Origin of the sequence: Faecalibacterium sp. DFI.5.82 (assembly GCF_029076575.1) — a bacterium.
Lineage (GTDB): Bacteria > Bacillota > Clostridia > Oscillospirales > Ruminococcaceae > Faecalibacterium > Faecalibacterium duncaniae.
In genome coordinates this window covers 109,358-129,327 of the sequence record NZ_JARFIS010000007.1, presented here as the reverse complement: position 1 = coordinate 129,327, position 19,970 = coordinate 109,358, and the positions used below count along the sequence as shown (strand labels likewise).

General features: G+C 59.9%; 18 protein-coding genes. 10 read left to right on the top strand and 8 right to left on the bottom strand.

Annotated elements, in window-relative coordinates; translation table 11 throughout:
• Nucleotides 1-166 precede the first annotated feature (166 nt).
• From P0G09_RS10075 to P0G09_RS10060, 4 genes are all read left to right on the top strand, one after another.
• Nucleotides 167-2,413: an alpha-galactosidase gene (locus P0G09_RS10075; RefSeq protein WP_275252579.1), complete on the top strand. Its 2,247-nt coding sequence runs from the start codon at nucleotides 167-169 to the stop codon at nucleotides 2,411-2,413.
• A gap of 6 nt (nucleotides 2,414-2,419) precedes the next feature.
• Nucleotides 2,420-2,611 carry a hypothetical protein gene (locus tag P0G09_RS10070; protein WP_275252578.1) on the top strand — a complete coding sequence of 64 codons (192 nt, stop codon included), beginning with the start codon at nucleotides 2,420-2,422 and terminating at the stop codon, nucleotides 2,609-2,611.
• Nucleotides 2,612-2,785: 174 nt separating this feature from the next.
• Nucleotides 2,786-3,070, top strand: coding sequence for a DUF6110 family protein (locus P0G09_RS10065; RefSeq protein WP_005935684.1), 285 nt, complete (start codon nucleotides 2,786-2,788; stop codon nucleotides 3,068-3,070).
• Between the two features lie 60 nt (nucleotides 3,071-3,130).
• Nucleotides 3,131-5,221: a heavy metal translocating P-type ATPase gene (locus P0G09_RS10060; RefSeq protein ID WP_275252577.1), complete on the top strand. Its 2,091-nt coding sequence runs from the start codon at nucleotides 3,131-3,133 to the stop codon at nucleotides 5,219-5,221.
• Nucleotides 5,222-5,608: 387 nt separating this feature from the next.
• Here the strand turns inward: P0G09_RS10060 and P0G09_RS10055 are convergent, their stop codons facing one another.
• A complete protein-coding gene (locus P0G09_RS10055) occupies nucleotides 5,609-7,870 on the bottom strand; it encodes a glycogen/starch/alpha-glucan phosphorylase (protein ID WP_275252576.1) in 2,262 nt (753 codons plus the stop codon).
• A gap of 141 nt (nucleotides 7,871-8,011) precedes the next feature.
• On the opposite strand from P0G09_RS10055, the gene P0G09_RS10050 reads away from it, so the two are divergent.
• On the top strand, nucleotides 8,012-8,872 hold the full coding sequence (locus tag P0G09_RS10050; RefSeq protein ID WP_275252575.1) for an AraC family transcriptional regulator: 861 nt from the start codon (nucleotides 8,012-8,014) through the stop codon (nucleotides 8,870-8,872).
• Nucleotides 8,873-8,930: 58 nt separating this feature from the next.
• Here P0G09_RS10050 and P0G09_RS10045 read toward each other — a convergent pair whose 3' ends face one another.
• The 3 genes from P0G09_RS10045 to P0G09_RS10035 form a co-directional block, all read right to left on the bottom strand.
• The gene (locus P0G09_RS10045; protein WP_275252574.1) at nucleotides 8,931-9,158 is read right to left on the bottom strand and encodes a hypothetical protein; all 228 of its coding nucleotides are present in this window, start codon (nucleotides 9,156-9,158) and stop codon (nucleotides 8,931-8,933) included.
• Nucleotides 9,159-9,350: 192 nt separating this feature from the next.
• The gene (locus tag P0G09_RS10040; protein ID WP_275252573.1) at nucleotides 9,351-9,875 is read right to left on the bottom strand and encodes a nitroreductase family protein; all 525 of its coding nucleotides are present in this window, start codon (nucleotides 9,873-9,875) and stop codon (nucleotides 9,351-9,353) included.
• Nucleotides 9,876-9,920: 45 nt separating this feature from the next.
• Nucleotides 9,921-10,790, bottom strand: coding sequence for a patatin family protein (locus P0G09_RS10035; protein ID WP_098923035.1), 870 nt, complete (start codon nucleotides 10,788-10,790; stop codon nucleotides 9,921-9,923).
• A gap of 245 nt (nucleotides 10,791-11,035) precedes the next feature.
• Here P0G09_RS10035 and P0G09_RS10030 point away from each other — a divergent pair, with 245 nt between their 5' ends.
• Entirely contained in the window at nucleotides 11,036-11,629 is a 594-nt protein-coding gene (locus P0G09_RS10030) for a xanthine phosphoribosyltransferase (RefSeq protein ID WP_035394911.1), read from the top strand.
• A gap of 48 nt (nucleotides 11,630-11,677) precedes the next feature.
• On the opposite strand, the gene P0G09_RS10025 is transcribed toward P0G09_RS10030, so the two are convergent.
• Nucleotides 11,678-13,549: a penicillin-binding transpeptidase domain-containing protein gene (locus tag P0G09_RS10025; protein ID WP_275252572.1), complete on the bottom strand. Its 1,872-nt coding sequence runs from the start codon at nucleotides 13,547-13,549 to the stop codon at nucleotides 11,678-11,680.
• A 244-nt stretch (nucleotides 13,550-13,793) separates the two neighbouring features.
• On the opposite strand from P0G09_RS10025, the gene P0G09_RS10020 reads away from it, so the two are divergent.
• The 4 genes from P0G09_RS10020 to P0G09_RS10005 all read left to right on the top strand — a co-directional run bounded on the left by P0G09_RS10020 (nucleotide 13,794) and on the right by P0G09_RS10005 (nucleotide 18,508).
• Entirely contained in the window at nucleotides 13,794-14,942 is a 1,149-nt protein-coding gene (locus tag P0G09_RS10020; RefSeq protein WP_275252571.1) for a putative peptidoglycan glycosyltransferase FtsW, read from the top strand.
• A gap of 285 nt (nucleotides 14,943-15,227) precedes the next feature.
• Nucleotides 15,228-16,559: a UDP-N-acetylglucosamine 1-carboxyvinyltransferase gene (locus P0G09_RS10015; RefSeq protein ID WP_275252570.1), complete on the top strand. Its 1,332-nt coding sequence runs from the start codon at nucleotides 15,228-15,230 to the stop codon at nucleotides 16,557-16,559.
• Between the two features lie 89 nt (nucleotides 16,560-16,648).
• The gene (gene ftsZ / locus P0G09_RS10010) at nucleotides 16,649-17,821 is read left to right on the top strand and encodes a cell division protein FtsZ (RefSeq protein WP_005935636.1); all 1,173 of its coding nucleotides are present in this window, start codon (nucleotides 16,649-16,651) and stop codon (nucleotides 17,819-17,821) included.
• Nucleotides 17,822-17,893: 72 nt separating this feature from the next.
• Entirely contained in the window at nucleotides 17,894-18,508 is a 615-nt protein-coding gene (locus P0G09_RS10005; protein WP_215666438.1) for a hypothetical protein, read from the top strand.
• A gap of 53 nt (nucleotides 18,509-18,561) precedes the next feature.
• On the opposite strand, the gene P0G09_RS10000 is transcribed toward P0G09_RS10005, so the two are convergent.
• The 3 genes from P0G09_RS10000 to P0G09_RS09990 form a co-directional block, all read right to left on the bottom strand.
• The gene (locus P0G09_RS10000) at nucleotides 18,562-19,143 is read right to left on the bottom strand and encodes a hypothetical protein (protein ID WP_005935632.1); all 582 of its coding nucleotides are present in this window, start codon (nucleotides 19,141-19,143) and stop codon (nucleotides 18,562-18,564) included.
• Nucleotide 19,144: 1 nt separating this feature from the next.
• The gene (locus tag P0G09_RS09995) at nucleotides 19,145-19,366 is read right to left on the bottom strand and encodes a PC4/YdbC family ssDNA-binding protein (RefSeq protein ID WP_005935630.1); all 222 of its coding nucleotides are present in this window, start codon (nucleotides 19,364-19,366) and stop codon (nucleotides 19,145-19,147) included.
• A 193-nt stretch (nucleotides 19,367-19,559) separates the two neighbouring features.
• The gene (locus P0G09_RS09990; protein WP_275252569.1) at nucleotides 19,560-19,901 is read right to left on the bottom strand and encodes a hypothetical protein; all 342 of its coding nucleotides are present in this window, start codon (nucleotides 19,899-19,901) and stop codon (nucleotides 19,560-19,562) included.
• Nucleotides 19,902-19,970 lie beyond the last annotated feature (69 nt).

Here is a 19,970-nt window from a genome sequence, read left to right as displayed (position 1 = left end):
ATCGACCCGGCCGGTGCGACAGAGAACAAAAATGAAGATCTCTCGCAGACAATTCGTAAAGGCAATGGCAGCAATGAGCGCCGCCGACAGGCGGGTAGCCGTTCCGACACGACCGCCTGTCTGTCGGCATTTTTATTAAAAATAATCTCGTTGAGGTATAGGATCCATGAGTATTCGATTTGATTCCGAGGCCCGCATTTTTGTATTGGAGACTGCCCATACCAGCTACCACATGAAGGTGGATGCGCTGGGGCACCTGCTGCATCTGTACTACGGCAAAACCATCGGCACCGGGGACCTGATGCAGCTGTATCCCCGCACAGACCGGGGATTTTCGCCGGATTACTACGCTTACCGCACCCACCGGGGCATTTCCCCGGATCTACTCCCGCAGGAGTATACCGGCTGCAACGTGGGCGATTTCCGTCTCTCCTGCCTGACGGTGGCAGACAGCCGTGGTGCCTTTGGCGCAGACTTTACCTATGTGAGCCACACGGTGGAGGCGGGCAAATATCAGCTGACCGGTCTGCCCTGTGCCCACGCAGAGGAAAACGATGCCGAGACCCTGATCGTCCGAATGCAGGACGAGGCCACCGGTCTGACGCTGGAGCTGCTGTACGGCGTGTTTGCACAGCAGGATGTCATCACCCGTGCGGCGCGGCTGACAAACCACGGGGATACCCCGCTGCGGCTGGATAAGGCGGCATCTGCCTGTCTGGATCTGCCCTTTGGCAGATGGGATCTGCTGCATTTCCACGGCAGACACGCTATGGAACGGCAGCTGGAGCGGGAAGTTGTGGGCACCAATATCCAGACCATTTCTTCGGTGCGGGGCAGCTCCAGCCACCACAATAATCCCTTCCTGATCCTCTGCCAGCAGGATGCAACGGAGACCAGCGGTGCCTGCTACGGGGTGATGATGGTCTATTCCGGCAGCTATCAGATGGACGTGGAGCGCTCTCAGACCGGGCTTGTCCGGGTAGTGAGCGGCATTCAGGAGGAGCGCTTTGCATGGAACCTGAAGCCGGGCGAGACCTTTGACACCCCGGAGGTGATCCTCTCCTTTGCGGCAGAGGGTCTGACCCCGCTTTCCCAGCAGTACCACCGCTTTTTGCGGCGCAACATCTGCCGCGGCCCGTGGAAGGACAAACGCCGCCCGGTGCTGATCAACAACTGGGAGGCCACCTATTTTGATTTCAACACCGAAAAGATCGTAAAGATCGCTGAAAAAGCGGCCTCTCTCGGCGTGGAGATGATGGTGCTGGACGATGGCTGGTTCGGCACCCGGAATGACGACAATCAGGGTCTGGGCGACTGGATCGTGAACTGCGAAAAGCTGCCCGGCGGACTGGACCCGCTGATCCAGCAGATCAATGCGCTGGGCATGAAATTCGGCCTGTGGATCGAACCGGAAATGGTCAACGAGAACTCCCAGCTGTACCGCACCCATCCGGACTGGGCGCTGACCCTGCCCGGACGCAAGCCCGCCATGGGGCGCAACCAGCTGGTGCTGGATCTTTCCCGCCCGGAGGTGGTGGACTATCTGGCAGGGGTTATCAGCAAGCTGCTGCGGGAGCATCACATTGAGTATATCAAGTGGGATATGAACCGCAGCATGAGCGATGTGTACAGCCGCGCTTTCCCTGCCGAGCAGCAGGGCGAGATCATGCACCGCTATATGCTGGGCGTTTATGCGCTGGCAGAGCGGCTGACGCAGGGCTTCCCGGAGGTGCTGTTCGAGGGCTGTGCAGGCGGTGGCGGACGCTTTGATGCCGGAATGCTGTGCTACTATCCCCAGATCTGGTGCAGTGATGATACCGATGCCATTGAACGGTTGACGATTCAGCACGGCACCTCCTTTGGCTATCCGGTCTGCACCATGGGTGCCCATGTTTCTGCCTGCCCCAACCACCAGACCGGCCGAACTACGCCCATCGACACCCGTGCTGTGGTGGCGATGAGCGGTACCTTTGGCTACGAGCTGGATCTGGGCAAATTAAAGCGCACCGAGTGCACCGCAGTGAAAAACCAGATCAAGCGGTTCAAGCGGCTGAACGACCTGATCCGTACCGGCGATTATTACCGGCTGACCGACCCGGCAGAAAACGCATATTTCACGGCATGGCAGTTTGCTGCAGAGGACGGCAGCGAGGCACTGCTGAATCTGGTGGTGACCCACCCGCAGGCAAATCCCTTGCCCATCCACCTGTGCTTCCGTGGGCTGGAAGAAGATGCTGTGTATGAGCTGGACGGCATCGACTATTTCGGCTCTCAGTATGCCCACGACGTAGAGGACGGCATTCACAAGGGGATGCGGTTCAGCGGCAGCACCCTGCTGTATGCGGGGATTGTCCTGCCGCAGCTGTTTGGCGATTACCCCAGCGTGCAGCTTCATCTTACACGAAAAGGATAAAGAAAGATGACAAGTCAAGATAATTTCGCATCTCGGTTTGCCAAGCACAAGGACGAGCTGGAATGGCTGTTCATGGAACTGTACCACAACCGGGAAGGGCTGGAGGTTCTGGAGCGGGAGATGTCAGAAGCCTACAACGCCCGCAGCGCCGAGCTGAAAGCGCTGGATAAGGCGCGTTCTGCTGATCTCTGCAGGTGAGCATGACGAAAATGGTCCTCCGTATCAAGCTTCTGCTAACAATGTTAACACGTCCTAACATCGTCAAAAACCATTGAAAAAGTCCGAAAGAGTGCTACAATACAAAGATAAAGAGCCTGCCCCCGCTCAAGGGTGTGGGCGCTCAGATAGGAAACACAGAAATGAGGGATAAATATGTTTGATACAAAAAAGCTTGCACTGTTTTTGGGCGGTGTGGTGTTCGGCTCTGCCGGCTTCAAGGTGCTGTCCAGCAAGGATGCCAAAAAGGTCTACACCCAGACCACCGCTGCGGTGCTGCGGATGAAGGACTGCACCATGCAGACTGTGAACAAGGTGCAGGAAGAGGCCGGTGACATCCTTGCCGATGCAAAGGCCATCAACGAGAGCCGCGCCGCCGAGGCTGCACAGGAGGTTATCGAGGATACGGCTGAACAGCCCGCAGAGCAGACTGCACAGTGATACAACGCAGCGGAGCCGCCCTTGGGCGGCTCTTTTTTACGCAGAGGGGTAAGAAAAGCAATGAAATGTACGATCTTACATGAAGGTAAGGGACGGATGCGGGTGCACGTCTGCGCCGTGCAGATGACCCTGCACCGGGCAGATGTGCTGGAAGCCTACCTGAACGGGCAGGACATTATCCAGAAAGCCACCGTCTACGAGCGCACCGGAGATGTGGTGCTGACCTACCGGGGCAGCCGGAAGGATGCCGTCGCCCTGCTGGCGGCCTACCGCTTTGACAACGAAGAGTTAGAGGTGCTGGTCACTTCCCACGACAGCCGGAAAATCAATCAGGAATATCAGGAAAAGATGGTCAACCTTGTGGCGGGCCGGGTGTTCCGCAAGGTGTTCCTGCCCGCGCCCATCGCGGCGGCATATACGGTGTGGCGCTCCATTGCCTTTGTCTGGAAGGGCATCCGCTGCCTACTGCACCGCAAGCTGGAAGTAGAGGTGCTGGATGCGCTCAGCATCACCGCCTCCCTCCTGCGGGGGGATTACAGCACCGCAGGGTCGGTGATGTTCCTGCTGACGGTGGGCAGTCTGCTGGAGGAGTGGACGCGGAAAAAGAGCTTGGACGACCTGGCCCGCAGCATGGCGCTGAACGTGGATAAGGTCTGGGTGCGCACCCCGCAGGGCGAGGTGTTGGTACCGCTGACCCGTGTCCACGCCGGGGACGAAGTGGTGGTGCGCTCCGGCAACATGATCCCGCTGGACGGCATGGTGCTGGAAGGCGAAGCCATGGTGAACGAAGCTGCCCTGACCGGCGAGTCCATGCCGGTGCGCAAGACCACCGGTGCTACCGTTTACGCCGGAACAGTGGTGGAAGAGGGCGAATGCGTCCTTGTGGCTAAAGCTGAGGGCGGTGCCAACCGCTACGATAAGATCGTGGCGATGATCGAGGAATCGGAAAAGCTCAAGTCCGGCACCGAAAACCGGGCTTTGCAGCTGGCCGACCGTCTGGTGCCGTGGTGCCTTGCCGGTACGGTGGCTACCTATGCCTTTACCCGCAACGTCACCCGGGCCATCTCCATCTTGATGGTGGACTTCTCCTGTGCGCTGAAGCTTTCCATGCCGCTGGCGGTGCTCTCTGCCATGCGGGAGTGCGGGGAATATCACATCACCGTAAAGGGCGGCAAGTATCTGGAAGCGTTGGCAAAGGCGGACACCATCGTGTTCGATAAGACCGGCACCCTCACCCGTGCCACCCCACAGGTGGTGCAGGTAGTGCCTTTCTCCGGCTGCGGGGAGCAGGAGGTATTGCAGCTTGCCGCCTGTCTGGAAGAGCATTTCCCCCATTCCATGGCAAACGCCGTCGTCCGTGCTGCCAAGGAGCGGGGAATTTCTCACGAAGAGATGCACTCCGAGGTGGAGTACATCGTGGCCCATGGCATTGCCAGCCGGGTAGGGGGCAAGCGGGTGGTCATCGGCAGCGCCCACTTTATTTTCGAGGACGAGGGCTGCACCATCCCGGCAGGGGAACAGGCAAAGTTTGATGGGCTGGATCCGCAGTATTCCCACCTGTATCTGGCAGCATCCGGGGTGCTGGTGGGGGTCATCTGTATTGCAGACCCTCTGCGCCCGGAGGCGGCACAGGTGTTGCGCCAGCTCCAAAAGCTGGGCATCACTCAGACCGTCATGATGACCGGCGACAGTGACCGCACTGCCCGCGCCATTGCGGCGCAGGTGGGGGTAGACCGCTGCTTTGCGGAGGTGCTGCCGGAGGATAAGGCCGCCTTTGTCCGCGATGCAAAAGCCGAGGGACATACAGTTGTGATGATCGGCGACGGAATCAACGATTCGCCCGCTTTGTCGGCGGCAGATATCGGCATCGCCATCCATTCCGGTGCCGCCATCGCCCGGGAGATTGCCGATGTGACCATCCGCGCCGACAGTCTGGAAGAGCTGGTGACCTTAAAAGCCATTGCCAACGCCCTGCAAAAGCGGGTGGGCAGCAATTACCGCTTTGTGCTCAGCTTCAACTCGGCCCTCATCCTTCTGGGGGCTCTGGGCATCCTGCCCCCTGCCACCAGCGCCATGCTGCATAACCTTTCCACCCTTGGCATCAGCCTGCGCAGCATGACAGACCTGTTGGAGCAGAAGCCTTCCCTGTAAAAATGGTACGCCGGAGCGTCCGCAGATGCTCCGGCGTACCGAAATGATAGCTCTTCCCATAAAAAGGAAGCTGTTGCACAAATGTTGTGTGATATGTACCCCCAATACTGGACATCCAGTATTGGGGGTATATATTTAGGTGCCCACCCTCTTAGTCCGTGTGCTGTAAACAACAATGCAAAAAATCCGACCCGATTCTACGATGCCATAGCATTGTATGAATCAGATCGGAGTATGAAAAGTGTTTGCAGAAGGATGCGAGGGTGAGTGTGGAGTCAAAAATATGGAATGTTTTGCGGCGGGGAGAAACGAAGGTCACACAACCAGAAAGCAGTGCATCTTCTACAAGAAACTGCTGGATGCTGGGATGACGCAAAGTAAAAACGATTACTTCCCCAGATGCCAGATGTCGCGGTCATACTCGGCAATGGTGCGGTCGGAGGAGAACATCCCGGCTTTGGCAATGTTCACCAGACACTTGCGCCGCCAGCCCATGGGGTCGCAGGCGTAATCGCTGAGGGCCTGCCCTTTGCGGACGATATAGGCATTGAAATCCGGCAGGGTCTGGAACCAGTCCTTGTGGATCAGCTCATTGTGCAGGCGGGTCAGGTTTTCGGCATGGCCGGCAGCCAGCATCTCCGGGCCGGTGAGGAAGTTGATGGCTCGGCGGATGTTGGCATCGCCCTCCACCCACTGGGCCGGGTCGTAATCGCCCACGGCGTAGCGGTGGATGACCTGATCGGAGGTCTGGCCGAAGATATAAATGTTCTCTTCGCCCACCTGCTGGCTGATCTCCACATTGGCACCGTCCATGGTGCCCAGCGTCAGCGCACCGTTCAGCATGAACTTCATGTTGCCGGTGCCGGAGGCCTCTTTGGAGGCAAGGCTGATCTGCTCAGACAGGTCACAGGCAGGGATGAGCTTTTCGGCAGCGGTGACGTTGTAATTTTCCACAAATACCACCTGCAGCCACTTGGACACCTCCGGGTCTGCAGCGATGACCTTGGAGAGGGTCAGCAGGGCATGGATGATGTCCTTGGCAATGGTGTAGGCAGGAGCAGCCTTGGCACCAAAGATGCTCACCAGCGGCATGGCAGGCAGGTGCCCTGCCTTGATCTCGTAATACTGATGGATGAGGTACAGCAGGTTCAGCTGCTGACGCTTATACTCGTGCAGCCGCTTGGACTGGATATCGAACATGGCATCGGGGTTCACGCTCACCTTCTGGGTGCGCAGCAGCCAGTCTGCCAGCGCTGCCTTGTTGGTCTTTTTCACGGCGGTCAGCTCGCCCAGCACGGCTTCGTCGTCGGCGAAGGCCAGCAGCTTCTCCAACTCGGCAGCGTCCTTGCGGAAGCCGGAACCGATGTGCTTTTCCAGCGTGGCGGTCAGGCGCGGGTCACATTCCAGCAGCCAGCGGCGGAAGGTGATGCCGTTGGTCTTGTTGTTGAACTTTTCCGGGTACAGCTCATAGAAGCCGTGCAGCTCGGAATTTTTCAGGATCTCGGTGTGCAGCGCTGCCACGCCGTTGGTGGAATGGGTGAAGTGGATGTCCATGTGGGCCATGTGCACCCGGTCGTCCTTGTCGATGATGGCAAGGCTCTCGTCCTCGGTGCGGGTGCGGGCCAGTGCGTCCAGCTTTTCAATGATGGGCATCAGCTGGGGTACCACTGCATCCAGATAGGCGCGGGGCCACTTTTCCAGTGCCTCAGCCAGAATGGTGTGGTTGGTGTAGGCGCAGGTCTTGGTAACGATCTCCACAGCTTCCTCAAACTCAATGCCCCGCTGCCCCAGCAGCCGGATCAGCTCCGGGATGACCATGCTGGGGTGGGTGTCGTTGATCTGGATGGCGGCGTAGTCGGCCAGATCGTGGTAATTGCAGCCCCGGGCGGCGCACTCTGCCAGAATGAGCTGGGCACCGGCAGAAACCATGAGGTACTGCTGATACACCCGCAGACGGCGGCCTGCCTCATCGGAGTCGTCCGGGTAGAGGAACAGGGTCAGGTTCTTGTCGATGGCGGTCTTGTCAAAGGCAATGCCGTCATGGACGATGCTCTCGTCGATGGTATCCAGATCGAACAGATTCAGGGTGTTGGTGCGCCCCTCGTAACCGGTGACAGCCAGCTTGTACAGCCGGGCAGTGTATTCCTTGCCCGCCAGCTCCACCGGGTAGGTCACATCGGTCTTTTCGGCCCAGCTGTGGGCGGTGAGCCACGGGTCGGGATTTTCGTTCTGCACACCATCCTCAAAAGACTGGTGGAACAGGCCAAAGTGATACCGCAGGCCCACGCCGTCGCCGGGCAGGTTCAGCGTTGCCAGCGAATCCAGGAAGCAGGCTGCCAGACGGCCCAGACCACCGTTGCCGAGAGAGGGCTCCGGTTCCACTTCCTCAATGTCCGAAAGGCGCTTTCCGGCAGCGGCCAGTGCATCCCGGGCTTCTTCGTACAGTCCCAGATTGATGAGGTTGTTGGACAGCAGCTTGCCGATGAGAAATTCGGCGCTGATATAGTACAGCTTGCGGCCGGTAACGGGCTGCACGCGGTCGGCACTCTTCTGCCGCACCAGCTCCAGCAGTGCCAGATACAGCTCCTGATCGGTGCAGTCCGCCAGCAGCTTTCCGGTGAGGCTCTGTAATGTTTCGGTAAAGCTCATAATGGATCCTCCTGTGTTTTCAGATACACACCTTACGGAAAACAGGTTTGACATTTATAATGCAAGATATACCAGATAAAACAATCGAAATCTTGCCTTAAAGGAGCAAATTATGGTACAATCCTATCATCTGGAGGTGAGATGATGCATAATCAGGCTTCTTTGCAGGAAACCAAGCAGCACGGGGCCGTGCGATTCCCCTTCAATCTGTATCCCTGCACCATTCCGGGAGATTTCCCGCAGGTGGCACTGCACTGGCAGGAGAGCATGGAGCTGGTCTTTGTCAAGCGGGGCGCGGGGCTGGTGCAGGTGGGCACTGCGTCCTGCCCGGCCTACCAGGGGGATATCTTTATTTTTACGCCCGGCACCCTTCACGCCCTGCGGCAGGCAGAGGGGCAGCGCATGGAATACGAGAACATCATCTTTGAGCTGGAGCTTCTGGGAGGTGCGGAGGACCTTTGCGCCGAAAAATACCTGCTTCCGCTCCAGAGCGGGCGGCTGCGGCTGCCTGCGCGGCTGACTCCCAACGACCTGTGTTATCTCCAGGCCGCCGCCTGCCTGCGGGAGGTGGAGGAAGCCAACCGTGCCAAGCTTCCCGGCTATGAGCTGCTGGTCAAAGGAGCACTGCTGCGCTTCCTCTCCCTGCTCATTGCGCAGGGAAAACAGCAGCTCCCCGCGGAAACTGCCGATACCCGGCGGCTGAAAGCCGTTCTGCAATGGATCTCTGTCCATTATGCCGAGGGGCTTCGGGTCGCCGATGCCGCCGGGGTCTGCTCCTTCAGTTCCAGCCACTTCATGCGCTGGTTCCGGCAGATGACAGGGCAGAGCTTTGTTGCCTTTCTGAACGAATACCGGCTGAATGCCGCCGCCGAAGCGCTGCATGCTACGGACGAGACGGTGCTGACGATCGCTTCCCGGTGCGGGTTTGAAAACCTCTCCTATTTTAACCGGGCATTCAAGGCGCATTTTGGCATGACTCCGCGGGAGTACCGGAAAAAATAAACAAAATGAGGCCGTTCCGCTTCTCTGAGAAAGAGAGGGAACGGCCTCATTGTTTTGATCAGACTTCCGGCGGGCAGCAGCTCTCCCGGGGAGTGATGCCATGCTTCAGCAGGGACATCTGGTAGCCGCGCCTGCGCTCTGCCGAAAACAGCATGGCGTTGCTGACACCCAAATAGGCAATGCGGCGGTGGCCCATTTCATAGAGGTAATCGGTGGCTTCCTCACCGGCAAGGGCGTTGTCGTAGGAACCCAGATAACTGGCGTTTGCAATAAAGATCTGGTCCACGATGTTGTACAGGTTTGTGTTATAATAGAAAAGAACGAAAACGCGCTGGAAAGTCTGTTTTGCACAGTCTGTTCCACTTGGATGAAAGAGGAGCAATATGGTAAAGTATCAAGCAGGAACGCTCATGTTGTGATTTTTGACAATGACACGCCATGCTTTTTTTGTGAAGAACAGCCTTTGCGTTTGGCAGATCTACCACCGGTTAAAATGCACCCGGTCATCCTCATAGCGGCTCTTACGCGGGGCAGTAAGGTCTGCTTCCGGGTAGCCAAGGGCGATGATGGAGTGGGGCACAATGGTCTCCGGCAGAGCGAACAGCTTTTGCTGGGCCTCTACCCGGTCCATCTGGGGCCAAGTGCCCAGCCAGACTGCGCCAAGCCCCAGCTCCTGTGCAGCAAGGCAGATGTTCTGGGCGGCAATGGCTCCGTCAATGACCCAGTAGTCCTTTGCAAAGCGGAACGCACGGTCAAGGTCGCCGCAGACGAGGATACCGGCGGCAGCTTTCCGCAGCGGCTCGGCAGGGCGGCCGTTGGCATCGGCCATCTGTGCCAGCTTTTCCGGGTCGGTCACCACCACGAAGGACCAATCCTGTGCATTGACGCAGCTGGGGCCGCTCATGGCCGCTTCCAGCAGCTGGTGCAGTGTTTCGCTTTTGATGGGTTTGTCGGTGAATTCCCGGCAGCTGTGCCGGGTGAGAATGGCATCCAGAGTGTTCATAAATCAGTGCCTCCTGTTTTGATTTGCCCCAGTATGGCACAGTGATCATTCCTCGGCTTCTGCCTTTGCAGTTTCAAGGAAGGCCCGGATCTTATCCACCTGGATCTGTGCCACGGCCCGGCCGGTCTCGTAGACGCGGCGCAGCTGGTCGGGGTCACGCTCCATGGCACCGATCTCCAGCGGGATGGGCGGGCGGATAACGTAATCCTTGCCGGACTGCTCCAGCATGGAGATGTAGCTCAGGGTTTCGTTGTAGCGCTCGTGGCGGTCAGCCACAGCCTCCACAAAGGCAGGATAGCGCAGATACCGTGCCCGGATGGCGGGCAGCATGGGGTTCTTCTTTTTCACAAACCCCTTGGGCTGGGTCAGGATGATGAGGTTCCGCTTGTAGCCGATGGACTCAAAGAAGCGGATGGGGATGGAATCGGCAACGCCGCCGTCCAGCAGGCCGTAATGGCCGATCTTGACGATCTTTGCGGCCAGTGGCATGGATGCCGAGGCTTCCATCCAGCGCACATCCTCCGCATCACCGGTGCGGCACTTATAATAGATGGGGTCGCCGGTGCGGACATCGGTGCAGACCACAAAGTAATCCATGGGGGATTCCCGGAAAGCCTTGTCGTCGAACGGGTCGAGCTTTTCGGGCACCTCGTGGTAGCAGAAATCCTCGCTGTACAGGTTGCCGGTGCGCAGCAGATTGCGGAAGCTGGCATAGCGTTTGTCGTTGCAGTAGGTGGTGTTGTAGCGGATGGTCCGCCCGATCTGGTGGGATTTGTAGTTGCAGCCGAACACTGCTCCCGCCGAAACACCTACCATGCCGTCTACCGTGATGCCCTGCTCCATCAGAACATCCAGAACACCGGCAGTGAACATGCCCCGCATGGCACCGCCTTCCAGGATCAATCCGGTCTTCATACGCGTGATACTCCTTCTCCTCACAATGCATCCCGCCCGAACAGGCGGCAGGATGCAGAAAACGGGCACCTTTCCCTGTGCCCGGAGCGCCCCGGAAATCCACCCGGAGCCGTTGCTTCCAGTATACTCAAATTTTGCTGAAAAACAAGAGAGAAAATGCCAAAAGACCTTGAAAACAGGGGGGCAAATCCGGTATACTAGGTAAAATCAAAATGCAGTACCAAAGCTTGGAGGAAGAGACGGATATGAAACTGCTGGAAGAACGCATTCAGAGAGACGGGATCGTGCGCGAGGGCAATGTGCTGAAGGTGGACAGCTTCATCAACCACCAGATGGACATCCCCCTGTTCCGCGAGATGGCAAAGGAGTGGAAGCGCCTGTTTGCGGGCAAGCCCGTCAACAAGGTGCTGACCATTGAGGCCAGCGGCATCGGCATTGCCGCTGTGGTTGCCAGCGAGTTCAATGTTCCTGTGGTGTTTGCCAAAAAGTCCATGAGCATCAACCTGGATTACGACAACTATGAGACCAAGATCCAGTCCTTTACCCACAAGAAGATCTACAACGTCATCGTCTCCAAAAAGTTCCTCACCGCAGAGGACCATGTCCTGATCATCGATGACTTCCTGGCAAACGGCTGTGCCCTGATGGGCCTGCTGGATCTGGCCAAGGAGGCCGGAGCCACGGTTGAGGGCATTGGCATTGCCGTGGAAAAGGGCTTCCAGCAGGGCGGCGAGCTCATCCGCAGCAAGGGCATCCAGCTGGAGAGCCTTGCCATTGTGGAATCCATGAACAGCGAGACCGGCGAGATCAAGTTCCGCGAGCAGCCGCACCAGAACTGAAAACAAGCACTTCAAGACCGCTTCGGCGGTCTTTTTTGCTGCCCGTTTTCAGGCCCCGTCAAAACTGTCGCCGTCAGCGGGGAGGTCGGCGGCGGTCTCTGCTGTGGAGGCAGCCGGGGCTTCCGTGGCGCGGGGCACGCCCCTGTACACCAGCGTCTGCTCCAGCACTTCGGCACAGACCGGGGCCGACAGGCTGCCGCCTGCGGTCGTCCAGCTGTGGGGTTCGTCCAGGCAGACCAGGCAGAGAAACTGCGGATCGTCGATGGGAGCCACCGCCACAAAGCTGGCAATGCGGGCTTTTTCGTCGGCGCTGTCCAGCTTCTGGCTGGTGCCGCTTTTTCCGCCTACCCGGTAGCCCGGGATCTGGGCGTTCCGCCCGCCGCCGTAGAGCACCACGGCCTCCATCATCTCCCGCATGGTCTGGCTGGTCTCTGCCTTGAGCACCTGCCGTTTGCAGACAGGGGCGAGCTGCTCAATGGTACTGCCGTCCGGGGCCAGGATCTCCGAGACGACGTAGGGCTGCATCAGCTTTCCCCCGTTGACCACGGTGCAGACTGCCGCCGCCATTTCCAGATACGAGATCTTGCTGCTTTGCCCAAAGGCACAGGAGGCCAGCTCCACCGGGCCCATCCGGTCGGCGGTATAGTACAGGCTCTGTTTCGGCTCGGCGGGCAGGTCGATGCCGGTGGGCTCCCGCAGGCCGAAGGCGGCAAAATAATCGCAGAAGGCCTCCCTGCCCAGCCGGGCTCCGATCTGGATGAAGCTCTGGTTGCAGGAATTTTCCAGCGCCTGGGTCACGCTCTGGGCTCCGTGGCGCTTGTGGTTGGCACAGTGGAAGCGGGTGCCTGCCACCGAGATGGATTCCCCGCAGTAGAAGCTGGAATGCTTTGTGATGGCTCCGGCATCCAGCGCCGCCGCGCAGGTGATGAGCTTGAACACGCTGCCCGGCTCGTACAGGTCGCTGACAGCCTTGTTCCGCCACTGGGTCTGCTGGGCCAGCTGCAAAGCGGCCTTGCGCGCATCACCGGTCAGGGCTTCCACGGTGTTCCGGGCGGCGGTGTCGGCAATGACGCGGGGCTCGTTGGGGTCATAGGAGGGCGTGGTGGACATGGCCAGCACGGCTCCGGTGTTCACATCCATGACGATCCCCACGGCCCGCGCCGCCACATGGTGCTCCTGCACAGCGTAGGACAGCGCGTTTTCAAGGTAGTGCTGGATACAGCTGTCGATGGTGAGCCGCAGGCCGTCCCCCTCGGTGGGAAAACGCTCGGTCTCGTAGCTCTGCTCCAGTGTGTAGCCCCAGGCGTTGACAGCCGTGAGCACCACGCCGTTTTCCCCGGTGAGCAGATCATCATATTTCAGTTCCAGCCCAGCCACCCCTGCGTTGTCCACATTGGTGAACCCCAGCACCGAAGCCAGAAACGCGCCCTGCGGATACCAGCGCTTGCTGTCCTGATTGATGCGGATGCCGGTGATGCTGTTTTCTTCGCAGAAGTCCCGCACAGCATCGGCTGCGGCACGGTCCACCCGGTAGCGGAGCAGGCAGTCGTTGGAGCGGCGGTCGCTGAACTTTTCCAGCAGGGCCGCTTCGTCCAGCGCTAAGATCTCCGCAAGGCCGTGGGCGGCAAGGTTGATTTTCTCTTCCGGCATCTCCCGGGGCGAGGCCCGCAGGGTCCAGCAGCTGCTGTTGGCGGCCAGCAAAAGGCCGTCGGCACTGTAAATGCGCCCCCGGTCTGCGGGGACCACGGTGTCCCGCAGCTGCTGGCCCTGTGCGCGGTCGGCATAAAAGCCGTCGGTGCGCACCTGCAGGAAAAAGAGCCGCACGGCCAGCCCCAGGCAGACAGCACAGAACAGCACCGCCACGGCCCGTGCCCGGCGGCGGAATCCCCGCTCAGGCAGGGTGCGGAGAAATCTGGGCATGATGTCACCCCCTTTAACGGGCTCACCCTCTCCGTCATCGCTGACGCGATGCCACCTCTCCCGAAGGGAGAGGCCTTGGCATTCGATACAAAGTTTATGATTTTGTCAAAAGCTCCCCCTTTGGGGGAGCTGGCGCAAAGCGCCTGAGAGGGTGAGCTAGTGTACAAGATATGCACAACGTCACGATAATATCCGTATAGCCAACAGCAGCATGGCGTACAATAGTAAAACTGGGGGTGACGAGATGAAAGAAGCTGCGGCACTGCCGCGGGGCGGGCGGCACAAGGCACCGCTGCGGCCGCTGCCGGCCATGGACCTGCCGTTTCTGGTGCTGGTACTCACGCTGGTGGGATTCGGGCTGGTGATGCTGGGCAGTGCATCGGGGGCGGTGGCCCTTTACCGGCGGGGCGATGCCTTTGCCTACCTGCGCCCCCAGCTGCTCTACGCTGCCATGGGCATTGCGGGGCTGTGGCTGGCCAGCCGGGTGGACTATCACATCTTCCACAAATTGGCCTGGCCGCTGCTGGGGGTCTCGCTGGTGCTGCTTGTGGTGGTGCTTTTTATGCCGGAATACAACGGCTGCAAACGGTGGCTGGTGCTGCCGGGGGTGGGTACCCTGCAGCCAAGCGAGATCGCAAAATTTGCCGTGGTGCTGGTGTTTTCGCACATCATCTCGCTGAACCATGACAGGATGCGCAGCTTTGCGGTGGGGGTGCTGCCCTTTGTGCTGGTGTTGGGGGTGGTGGCGGCGCTGATGCTGCTGGAACCCCATCTTTCGGGCACTTTGCTGATCCTGGGCATCGGGGCAGTGCTGATGTTCGTGGGCGGCACAGGTCTGCGGTGGTTCGTGCTGGCGGGCGTGGGCGGGGCGGCCGCCATCGGGGTGGCGGTGGTCGTTATGCCGGACCTTGTGCCCTACGCTGCCGACCGCCTGCGCTCCTGGCAGGACCCTTTTGCCGACCCGCTGGGGGACGGCCACCAGACCATCCAGAGCCTGTACGCCATCGGCTCCGGCGGGGCCACCGGGCTGGGGCTGGGGAACAGCCGCCAGAAGCATCTGTTTGTGCCCGAACCCCAGAACGACTTCATCTTCTCCATCGTCTGCGAGGAACTGGGCTTTGTGGGGGCCTGCGCCGTGGTGCTGCTGTTCGTGCTGCTGCTCTGGCGGGGCATTACCATTGCCGCCCATGCTCCTGACCGTTTTGGGGCGCTGCTGGTGGTGGGCTTTACCGTGCAGGTGGCCCTGCAGGCTGTCCTCAATGTGGCCGTGGTCACCAATACCATCCCAAACACCGGCATCAGCCTGCCCTTTTTCTCCTCCGGAGGAACGAGCCTGATGATGTTGTTGGGAGAGATGGGTATTGTCCTATCCGTATCAAGAGGTGAGACCTGACGGAATAGAAAACATAAAGTTGAATTGCCAAAGGCTCTCCCTTTGGGAGCAACGACGACGACCACCGCCTGCGGCGGAATGAGGGAGGAGTTGTTGGGGCCGCGGCCAGCAGGACGCAAGCGCAAGGGTTTGCGCGAAGCGGATGCTGGGAGCCGCAACCCGGTGCTGGCGCGAAGCGCCTGAGAGGGCGAGGATGCTATAAATTGCCAAACAAACTTGTCCGCCTCACACTCCGGCCCTGTTTTGCATACGGTGGGGTATCTTTTGCGGAATGGGGGCACGGACATGGAGGAACGGATCGTGGTGACAGGGGGCCGCCCGCTGAACGGAAGCGTAAAAATTCCGACTGCAAAAAACAGCGTTCTGCCGCTTTTTGCAGCATCGCTGCTCTGCACGGGAGAGGTGCGGCTCCAGGCTGTGCCCCGCCTTGCGGACGTGGAACATTGCATGGCGCTTTTGCGGGGCGTGGGCTGTGCCGCCCGGTGGGAGGGCAGTGATGCGGTACTCTCCGGTCCGCCTGCCAACAGCACCCTGCCGGGGCAAACAGCGGGACAAATGCGGGCCTCCATTCTGTTCTGCGCACCCCTGCTGGCAAGGCTGGGCCGCGCTGAGACCAGCCTGCCCGGCGGGTGCCGCATCGGGGCCCGGCCCATCGACCTGCATCTGGCGGGGCTGGCAAAAATGGGGGCGGTGGAGCTGGAAGCGGGGGAAGGGCGGCTGGTGCTGACGGCTCCCTCCGGCCTGCACGGGGCCGAGATCACCCTGCGTTTCCCCAGCGTAGGGGCCACCGAGACGCTTCTGCTGGCCGCTGCCTGTGCCAGAGGCAGGACCATCCTGCGGGGAGCAGCCCGGGAACCGGAGATCGCCGACCTTGCCGCTTTTCTGAACCGGTGCGGCGGCTGCATCGAGGGGGCAGGCAGCTCCACGATCCGCATCGAAGGGCGGCGGGGGCTTTCCGGGTGCTGTTTTTCGCCCCTGCCCGACCGTATTTTTGCTTCCACGCTGGCCTGCGGCTGTGCGGCGGCGGGCGGCCGGGTGGAACTGACCGGCTGCGCCCCTGCGCTCTATGCGCCGGTGCTGGAAATTCTGGGACAAATGGGGTGCCAGGTGGAACCGGCGGGGGATACGGTGCGAATTTCCCGGTTTGGGCGGCTGCACGGGGCAGGCCGGGTGTTCACCGGAGCCTATCCGGCCCTTGCCACCGATGCTGCCCCGCTGCTGGCGGCGGCAATGCTCTGTGCCGACAGCGAGAGCAGCATCGAGGACGTGATCTTTGAGCGCCGGTTCGGCTGTGCTGAGGGTTTTTGCCGCTTGGGCGCACAGGCCGAAACGGCGGGCAGGGTGCTGACCATTGCGCCGGGCGGCCATTTGTGCGGCACCGTGGTGGAGGCCCCCGACCTGCGGGGCGGGGCGGCACTGGTGCTGGCGGGGCTTGCGGCCCGTGGAACCACGGTCATCACCCACCCAGCGCATATCGACCGGGGCTATGCCGGATTTACAGAGATTTTGGCCGGTTTGGGGGCGCAAATTCGGCGGGAATCGGCCCCGGGAAACGGGTCGGCCAAAAAAACCTCTGCAAAAAAACAAATTTGTCTTGCAATCGGGGCAAAAAGATGATACGATACAGTTATATAAGTATAGTATCGAACTCTTCTTGTGCGAAAAGCGCAGGTTTACGATAACATATCCGATGGAGGACAAAAGTTATGGCACTCATGCTCGACGAAGAAATGGATGAAAACGTTACAACGATCAAGGTCATTGGTGTGGGCGGCGGCGGCGGCAACGCAGTCAACCGCATGGTCAGCGACGGTCTGCAGGGCGTAGAATTTATTGCAATGAACACCGACCAGCAGGCGCTGGCCAAGAACCATGCTGCCACCAAGGTGCAGCTGGGCTCCAAGCTCACCAAGGGCCGCGGCGCGGGCGCTGATCCCGAGATCGGCCAGCGTGCTGCCGAGGAAAGCAAGGACGAGATCGCAAATGCCCTGAAGGGCTCCCAGATGGTCTTTATCACCGCCGGTATGGGCGGCGGCACCGGCACGGGTGCGGCTCCCGTTGTGGCTGAGGTGGCACACGATCTGGGCATCCTGACCGTGGGCATCGTCACCAAGCCCTTCTCCTTTGAGGGCAAGCGCAAGATGGGCCTGGCAGAGCAGGGCATTGCAAATTTGCTCATGCACGTTGACAGCCTGATCGTTATCCCGAATGAGCGCCTGAAGATGATCAGCCAGGAAAAGATCACCCTGATGAACGCCTTCCAGGCCGCCGATAATGTGCTGCGTCAGGGCGTGGAATCCATCTCCGCTCTGATCAATGTGCCCGCCTTCATCAACCTGGACTTCGCAGACGTGCGCTCTATTATGAAGGATGCCGGTTACGCCCACATGGGCGTGGGCAGCGCCAAGGGCGCAGGTAAGGCAGAGAACGCCGCCAAGGCTGCAATCTCCTCTCCGCTGCTGGAAACCAGCATTGCCGGTGCACACGGCGTGATCATCAACATCACCTCCAGCCCCGATATCGGCCTGGAGGATGTCGAGACTGCTGCCGGCCTCATCACCCAGAGCGCTCACCCCGATGCAAACATCATCTGGGGTACTGCGTTCGATGAGAACCTGTCCGATGAGATGCGCGTTACCGTTGTGGCCACCGGCTTTGACAACAAGGCCGCCGATGGTCTGCGCAGCAGCCTGAACAACGCCGCCGGTGCCGGTGCTTCCACCCCCAGCGCAGTGTTCAGCTCTGATGTGTCCGGCGCGGGTGCTGCAAAGCAGCAGCCTGCTGCCGCCGCAAACAGCGCTGCAAAGCCGGTGGAGGAAGAGAGCAGCGACAACCGTTACTACGATGAGCTGCTGGCGATCCTGAATAAGCGCAAGTAAGTTTGTAAGTTACAGTGTGAACCGCCCGGGAGGGGGCGTGGTCTCTTGCGCGCGTGAGCGGGAGGAGCAGAGATGGTACCAAACGACATCTGGCTGCGCACCGAATGGCTGAGCTGCCGCAGGACCAGTGTGCTGCGCTGTGTGGAGCGTTATTGTGCCGCCGCTGCCCGTGAATACCGCCGCGCTCTGCGCAGGGTGCAGGAAGTGGAGGAAACGATGGCGCAGGTCGAACCGGAAACCGGGAGACGGCTCCCGAGCCAGCCCGCTCAGGCGGAGCTGTTGAACCGCCGTCTTGCCGCTGCCAATGCGGAGATCCGCCGTTACCAGACCCGGCTTTACGCCTGTGAGCGGGAGATGGTGGCACTGCGGCAGGAGAACGCCGAGTTGGAAGCTCTGTGTGAGCAGGCGCGGGCAAACAGTTTGCTGCCGCCCGTGCCCCCGCAGCCCAAGGTGCTGGAACAGCCCGGCCTGCCGGTGATCGTGTTCCACCCGGCGGCGGATGCCCCCAAGGCAGAGCAGCCCCAGCCGGATGCTGTACCAGAGCAGGAGCCTGCCCCGCAGGCCGCGCCGCCGGAACCGGAGGAGGAACGCCGCCCCTTTGCGCAGCCGGACTGGAAGCCCACCACGGCGCTCGACCATCAGGCGGTGGATCTGGTACATCAGCTGGAAAGCTTAATGACTGTATAACAAAAAGACGATGCACAAACGCTGTGCATCGTCTTTTTTGCGTCTTAGGGATGTTACCGCACGGCGCTGGTGCGGTGTTCCATGAGGTAGGTGGCCTTCAGGTCGGCAATGTGGAGCTTGACGGCAAGCGGATATTTGTCGTAGGCCTCCGAGATGGCGAAGCAGCCGCCCTTGGCCGCATCGTCAAAGCCGCCCATGTGCCAGCGGATGGCCACCGCTTCCTCGACCTTCAGCTTCATAAACCGCTCGATCAGGAACACGCTCTTCTCGCCGTGGCCATAGGGGAACAGATCCTCCACGCTGTAGCTGGGGACCTTTTCCCACTGGCCGGTGGCATCGTTCTTTACATTGCGGGTGCCCTTTTTGTAGTAGTTGGCCTTGCACAGATCGTGCAGCAGAGCACAGATGGCATAGCTCTCCTCACTCTCGCCCTCGGTGAAAAAGCCATCGTGGAGGGCATGGTAGACGTTCAGGCTGTGCATACACAGGCCGCCGTCACAGGCCCCGTGGAACCGGGTGGAGGCCGGAGCCGAGAAGAAATCCGTCTTGTTGTCCAGCCAGTCCAGCAGCTTTTCGCTGCCCGGGCGGGAGACATGCTGATGCCAGATCTGCAAAAACTCCTCGCGGTAGTCCATCTTACAGCTCCAGATCTTCCAGAATGCCCTTGAGGATGGCCAGCTCTTCGCCGCTCAGGGAAATGCCCTTGCCCATGCGGGTACCGTCCGGGGACCAATCACGGATGTCGTACTTGGGTTCGCCGTCATTCCAGCTGATGAGGTTGAGCTGGCGCTCCCAGCCGCGGGGCCGCTGAGACAGCACTGCAATGCGCTGGACCACTTCGTATTTGATTTCTGCCATGTTTCCTTACCTGCCTTTGCTTTGTTTGTTATCATAATATAAGAACGCGGCGAAGATTTCAACAGGTAATTGGAAAATAATTTGAAAATTTTAAATTTACTTGCAGGAGCCGGATGTGATATCCGCAAAACGGAACGTCCTGCCAAAGGCTCCCCTGCGAGGGGAGCTGGCGCGCGGAGTGTGACGGAGGGAGTCAACCATAAGGCTCCTCTTCCCGCAGGCGAACCAGTTCTTTTACCGCCTCCGGGTCATCCGGTGCGGGCTGGCGGCTGTTTCGCTTCTGCTCCGTGCTGAACAGCCCGGGGGCATACTGCGCCATTACTCCGGGTGTATTTCCTGCCAGAAATTCCTTGGCGTTTTTCTGCATACAGGCTGCCGGTGTGCCGTCCGTCATGGGGACCGCCTGGATCGGCGGCAGATCCGGTTCCGGCGGCGGCAGCTGCATCTCCGGGCTGTCCGGCTGGCTGGGCAGTGCCCCCAGCGGCGGGCTCACCCGGCTGGATGTGGGGCCGACATTCTTTTGCTTGTGGGACATAAGAAACACCTCCGCACTTAATGTGTGCGGAGGTGTAGTCGTTTATGCGGGAAAGGGGTGAAACCCCTC

Coding starts and splice junctions, on each gene's coding strand:
- P0G09_RS10035 (WP_098923035.1), bottom strand. CDS start 10,790: ATGAAGACCGGATTGATCCTGGAAGGCGGTGCCATGCGGGGCATGTTC.
- P0G09_RS10055 (WP_275252576.1), bottom strand. CDS start 7,870: ATGAGCTTTACCGAAACATTACAGAGCCTCACCGGAAAGCTGCTGGCG.
- P0G09_RS10060 (WP_275252577.1), top strand. CDS start 3,131: ATGAAATGTACGATCTTACATGAAGGTAAGGGACGGATGCGGGTGCAC.
- P0G09_RS10030 (WP_035394911.1), top strand. CDS start 11,036: ATGAAACTGCTGGAAGAACGCATTCAGAGAGACGGGATCGTGCGCGAG.
- P0G09_RS10005 (WP_215666438.1), top strand. CDS start 17,894: ATGGTACCAAACGACATCTGGCTGCGCACCGAATGGCTGAGCTGCCGC.
- P0G09_RS10070 (WP_275252578.1), top strand. CDS start 2,420: ATGACAAGTCAAGATAATTTCGCATCTCGGTTTGCCAAGCACAAGGAC.
- P0G09_RS09990 (WP_275252569.1), bottom strand. CDS start 19,901: ATGTCCCACAAGCAAAAGAATGTCGGCCCCACATCCAGCCGGGTGAGC.
- P0G09_RS09995 (WP_005935630.1), bottom strand. CDS start 19,366: ATGGCAGAAATCAAATACGAAGTGGTCCAGCGCATTGCAGTGCTGTCT.
- ftsZ (WP_005935636.1), top strand. CDS start 16,649: ATGGCACTCATGCTCGACGAAGAAATGGATGAAAACGTTACAACGATC.
- P0G09_RS10025 (WP_275252572.1), bottom strand. CDS start 13,549: ATGCCCAGATTTCTCCGCACCCTGCCTGAGCGGGGATTCCGCCGCCGG.
- P0G09_RS10075 (WP_275252579.1), top strand. CDS start 167: ATGAGTATTCGATTTGATTCCGAGGCCCGCATTTTTGTATTGGAGACT.
- P0G09_RS10015 (WP_275252570.1), top strand. CDS start 15,228: ATGGAGGAACGGATCGTGGTGACAGGGGGCCGCCCGCTGAACGGAAGC.
- P0G09_RS10020 (WP_275252571.1), top strand. CDS start 13,794: ATGAAAGAAGCTGCGGCACTGCCGCGGGGCGGGCGGCACAAGGCACCG.
- P0G09_RS10040 (WP_275252573.1), bottom strand. CDS start 9,875: ATGAACACTCTGGATGCCATTCTCACCCGGCACAGCTGCCGGGAATTC.
- P0G09_RS10000 (WP_005935632.1), bottom strand. CDS start 19,143: ATGGACTACCGCGAGGAGTTTTTGCAGATCTGGCATCAGCATGTCTCC.
- P0G09_RS10065 (WP_005935684.1), top strand. CDS start 2,786: ATGTTTGATACAAAAAAGCTTGCACTGTTTTTGGGCGGTGTGGTGTTC.
- P0G09_RS10050 (WP_275252575.1), top strand. CDS start 8,012: ATGATGCATAATCAGGCTTCTTTGCAGGAAACCAAGCAGCACGGGGCC.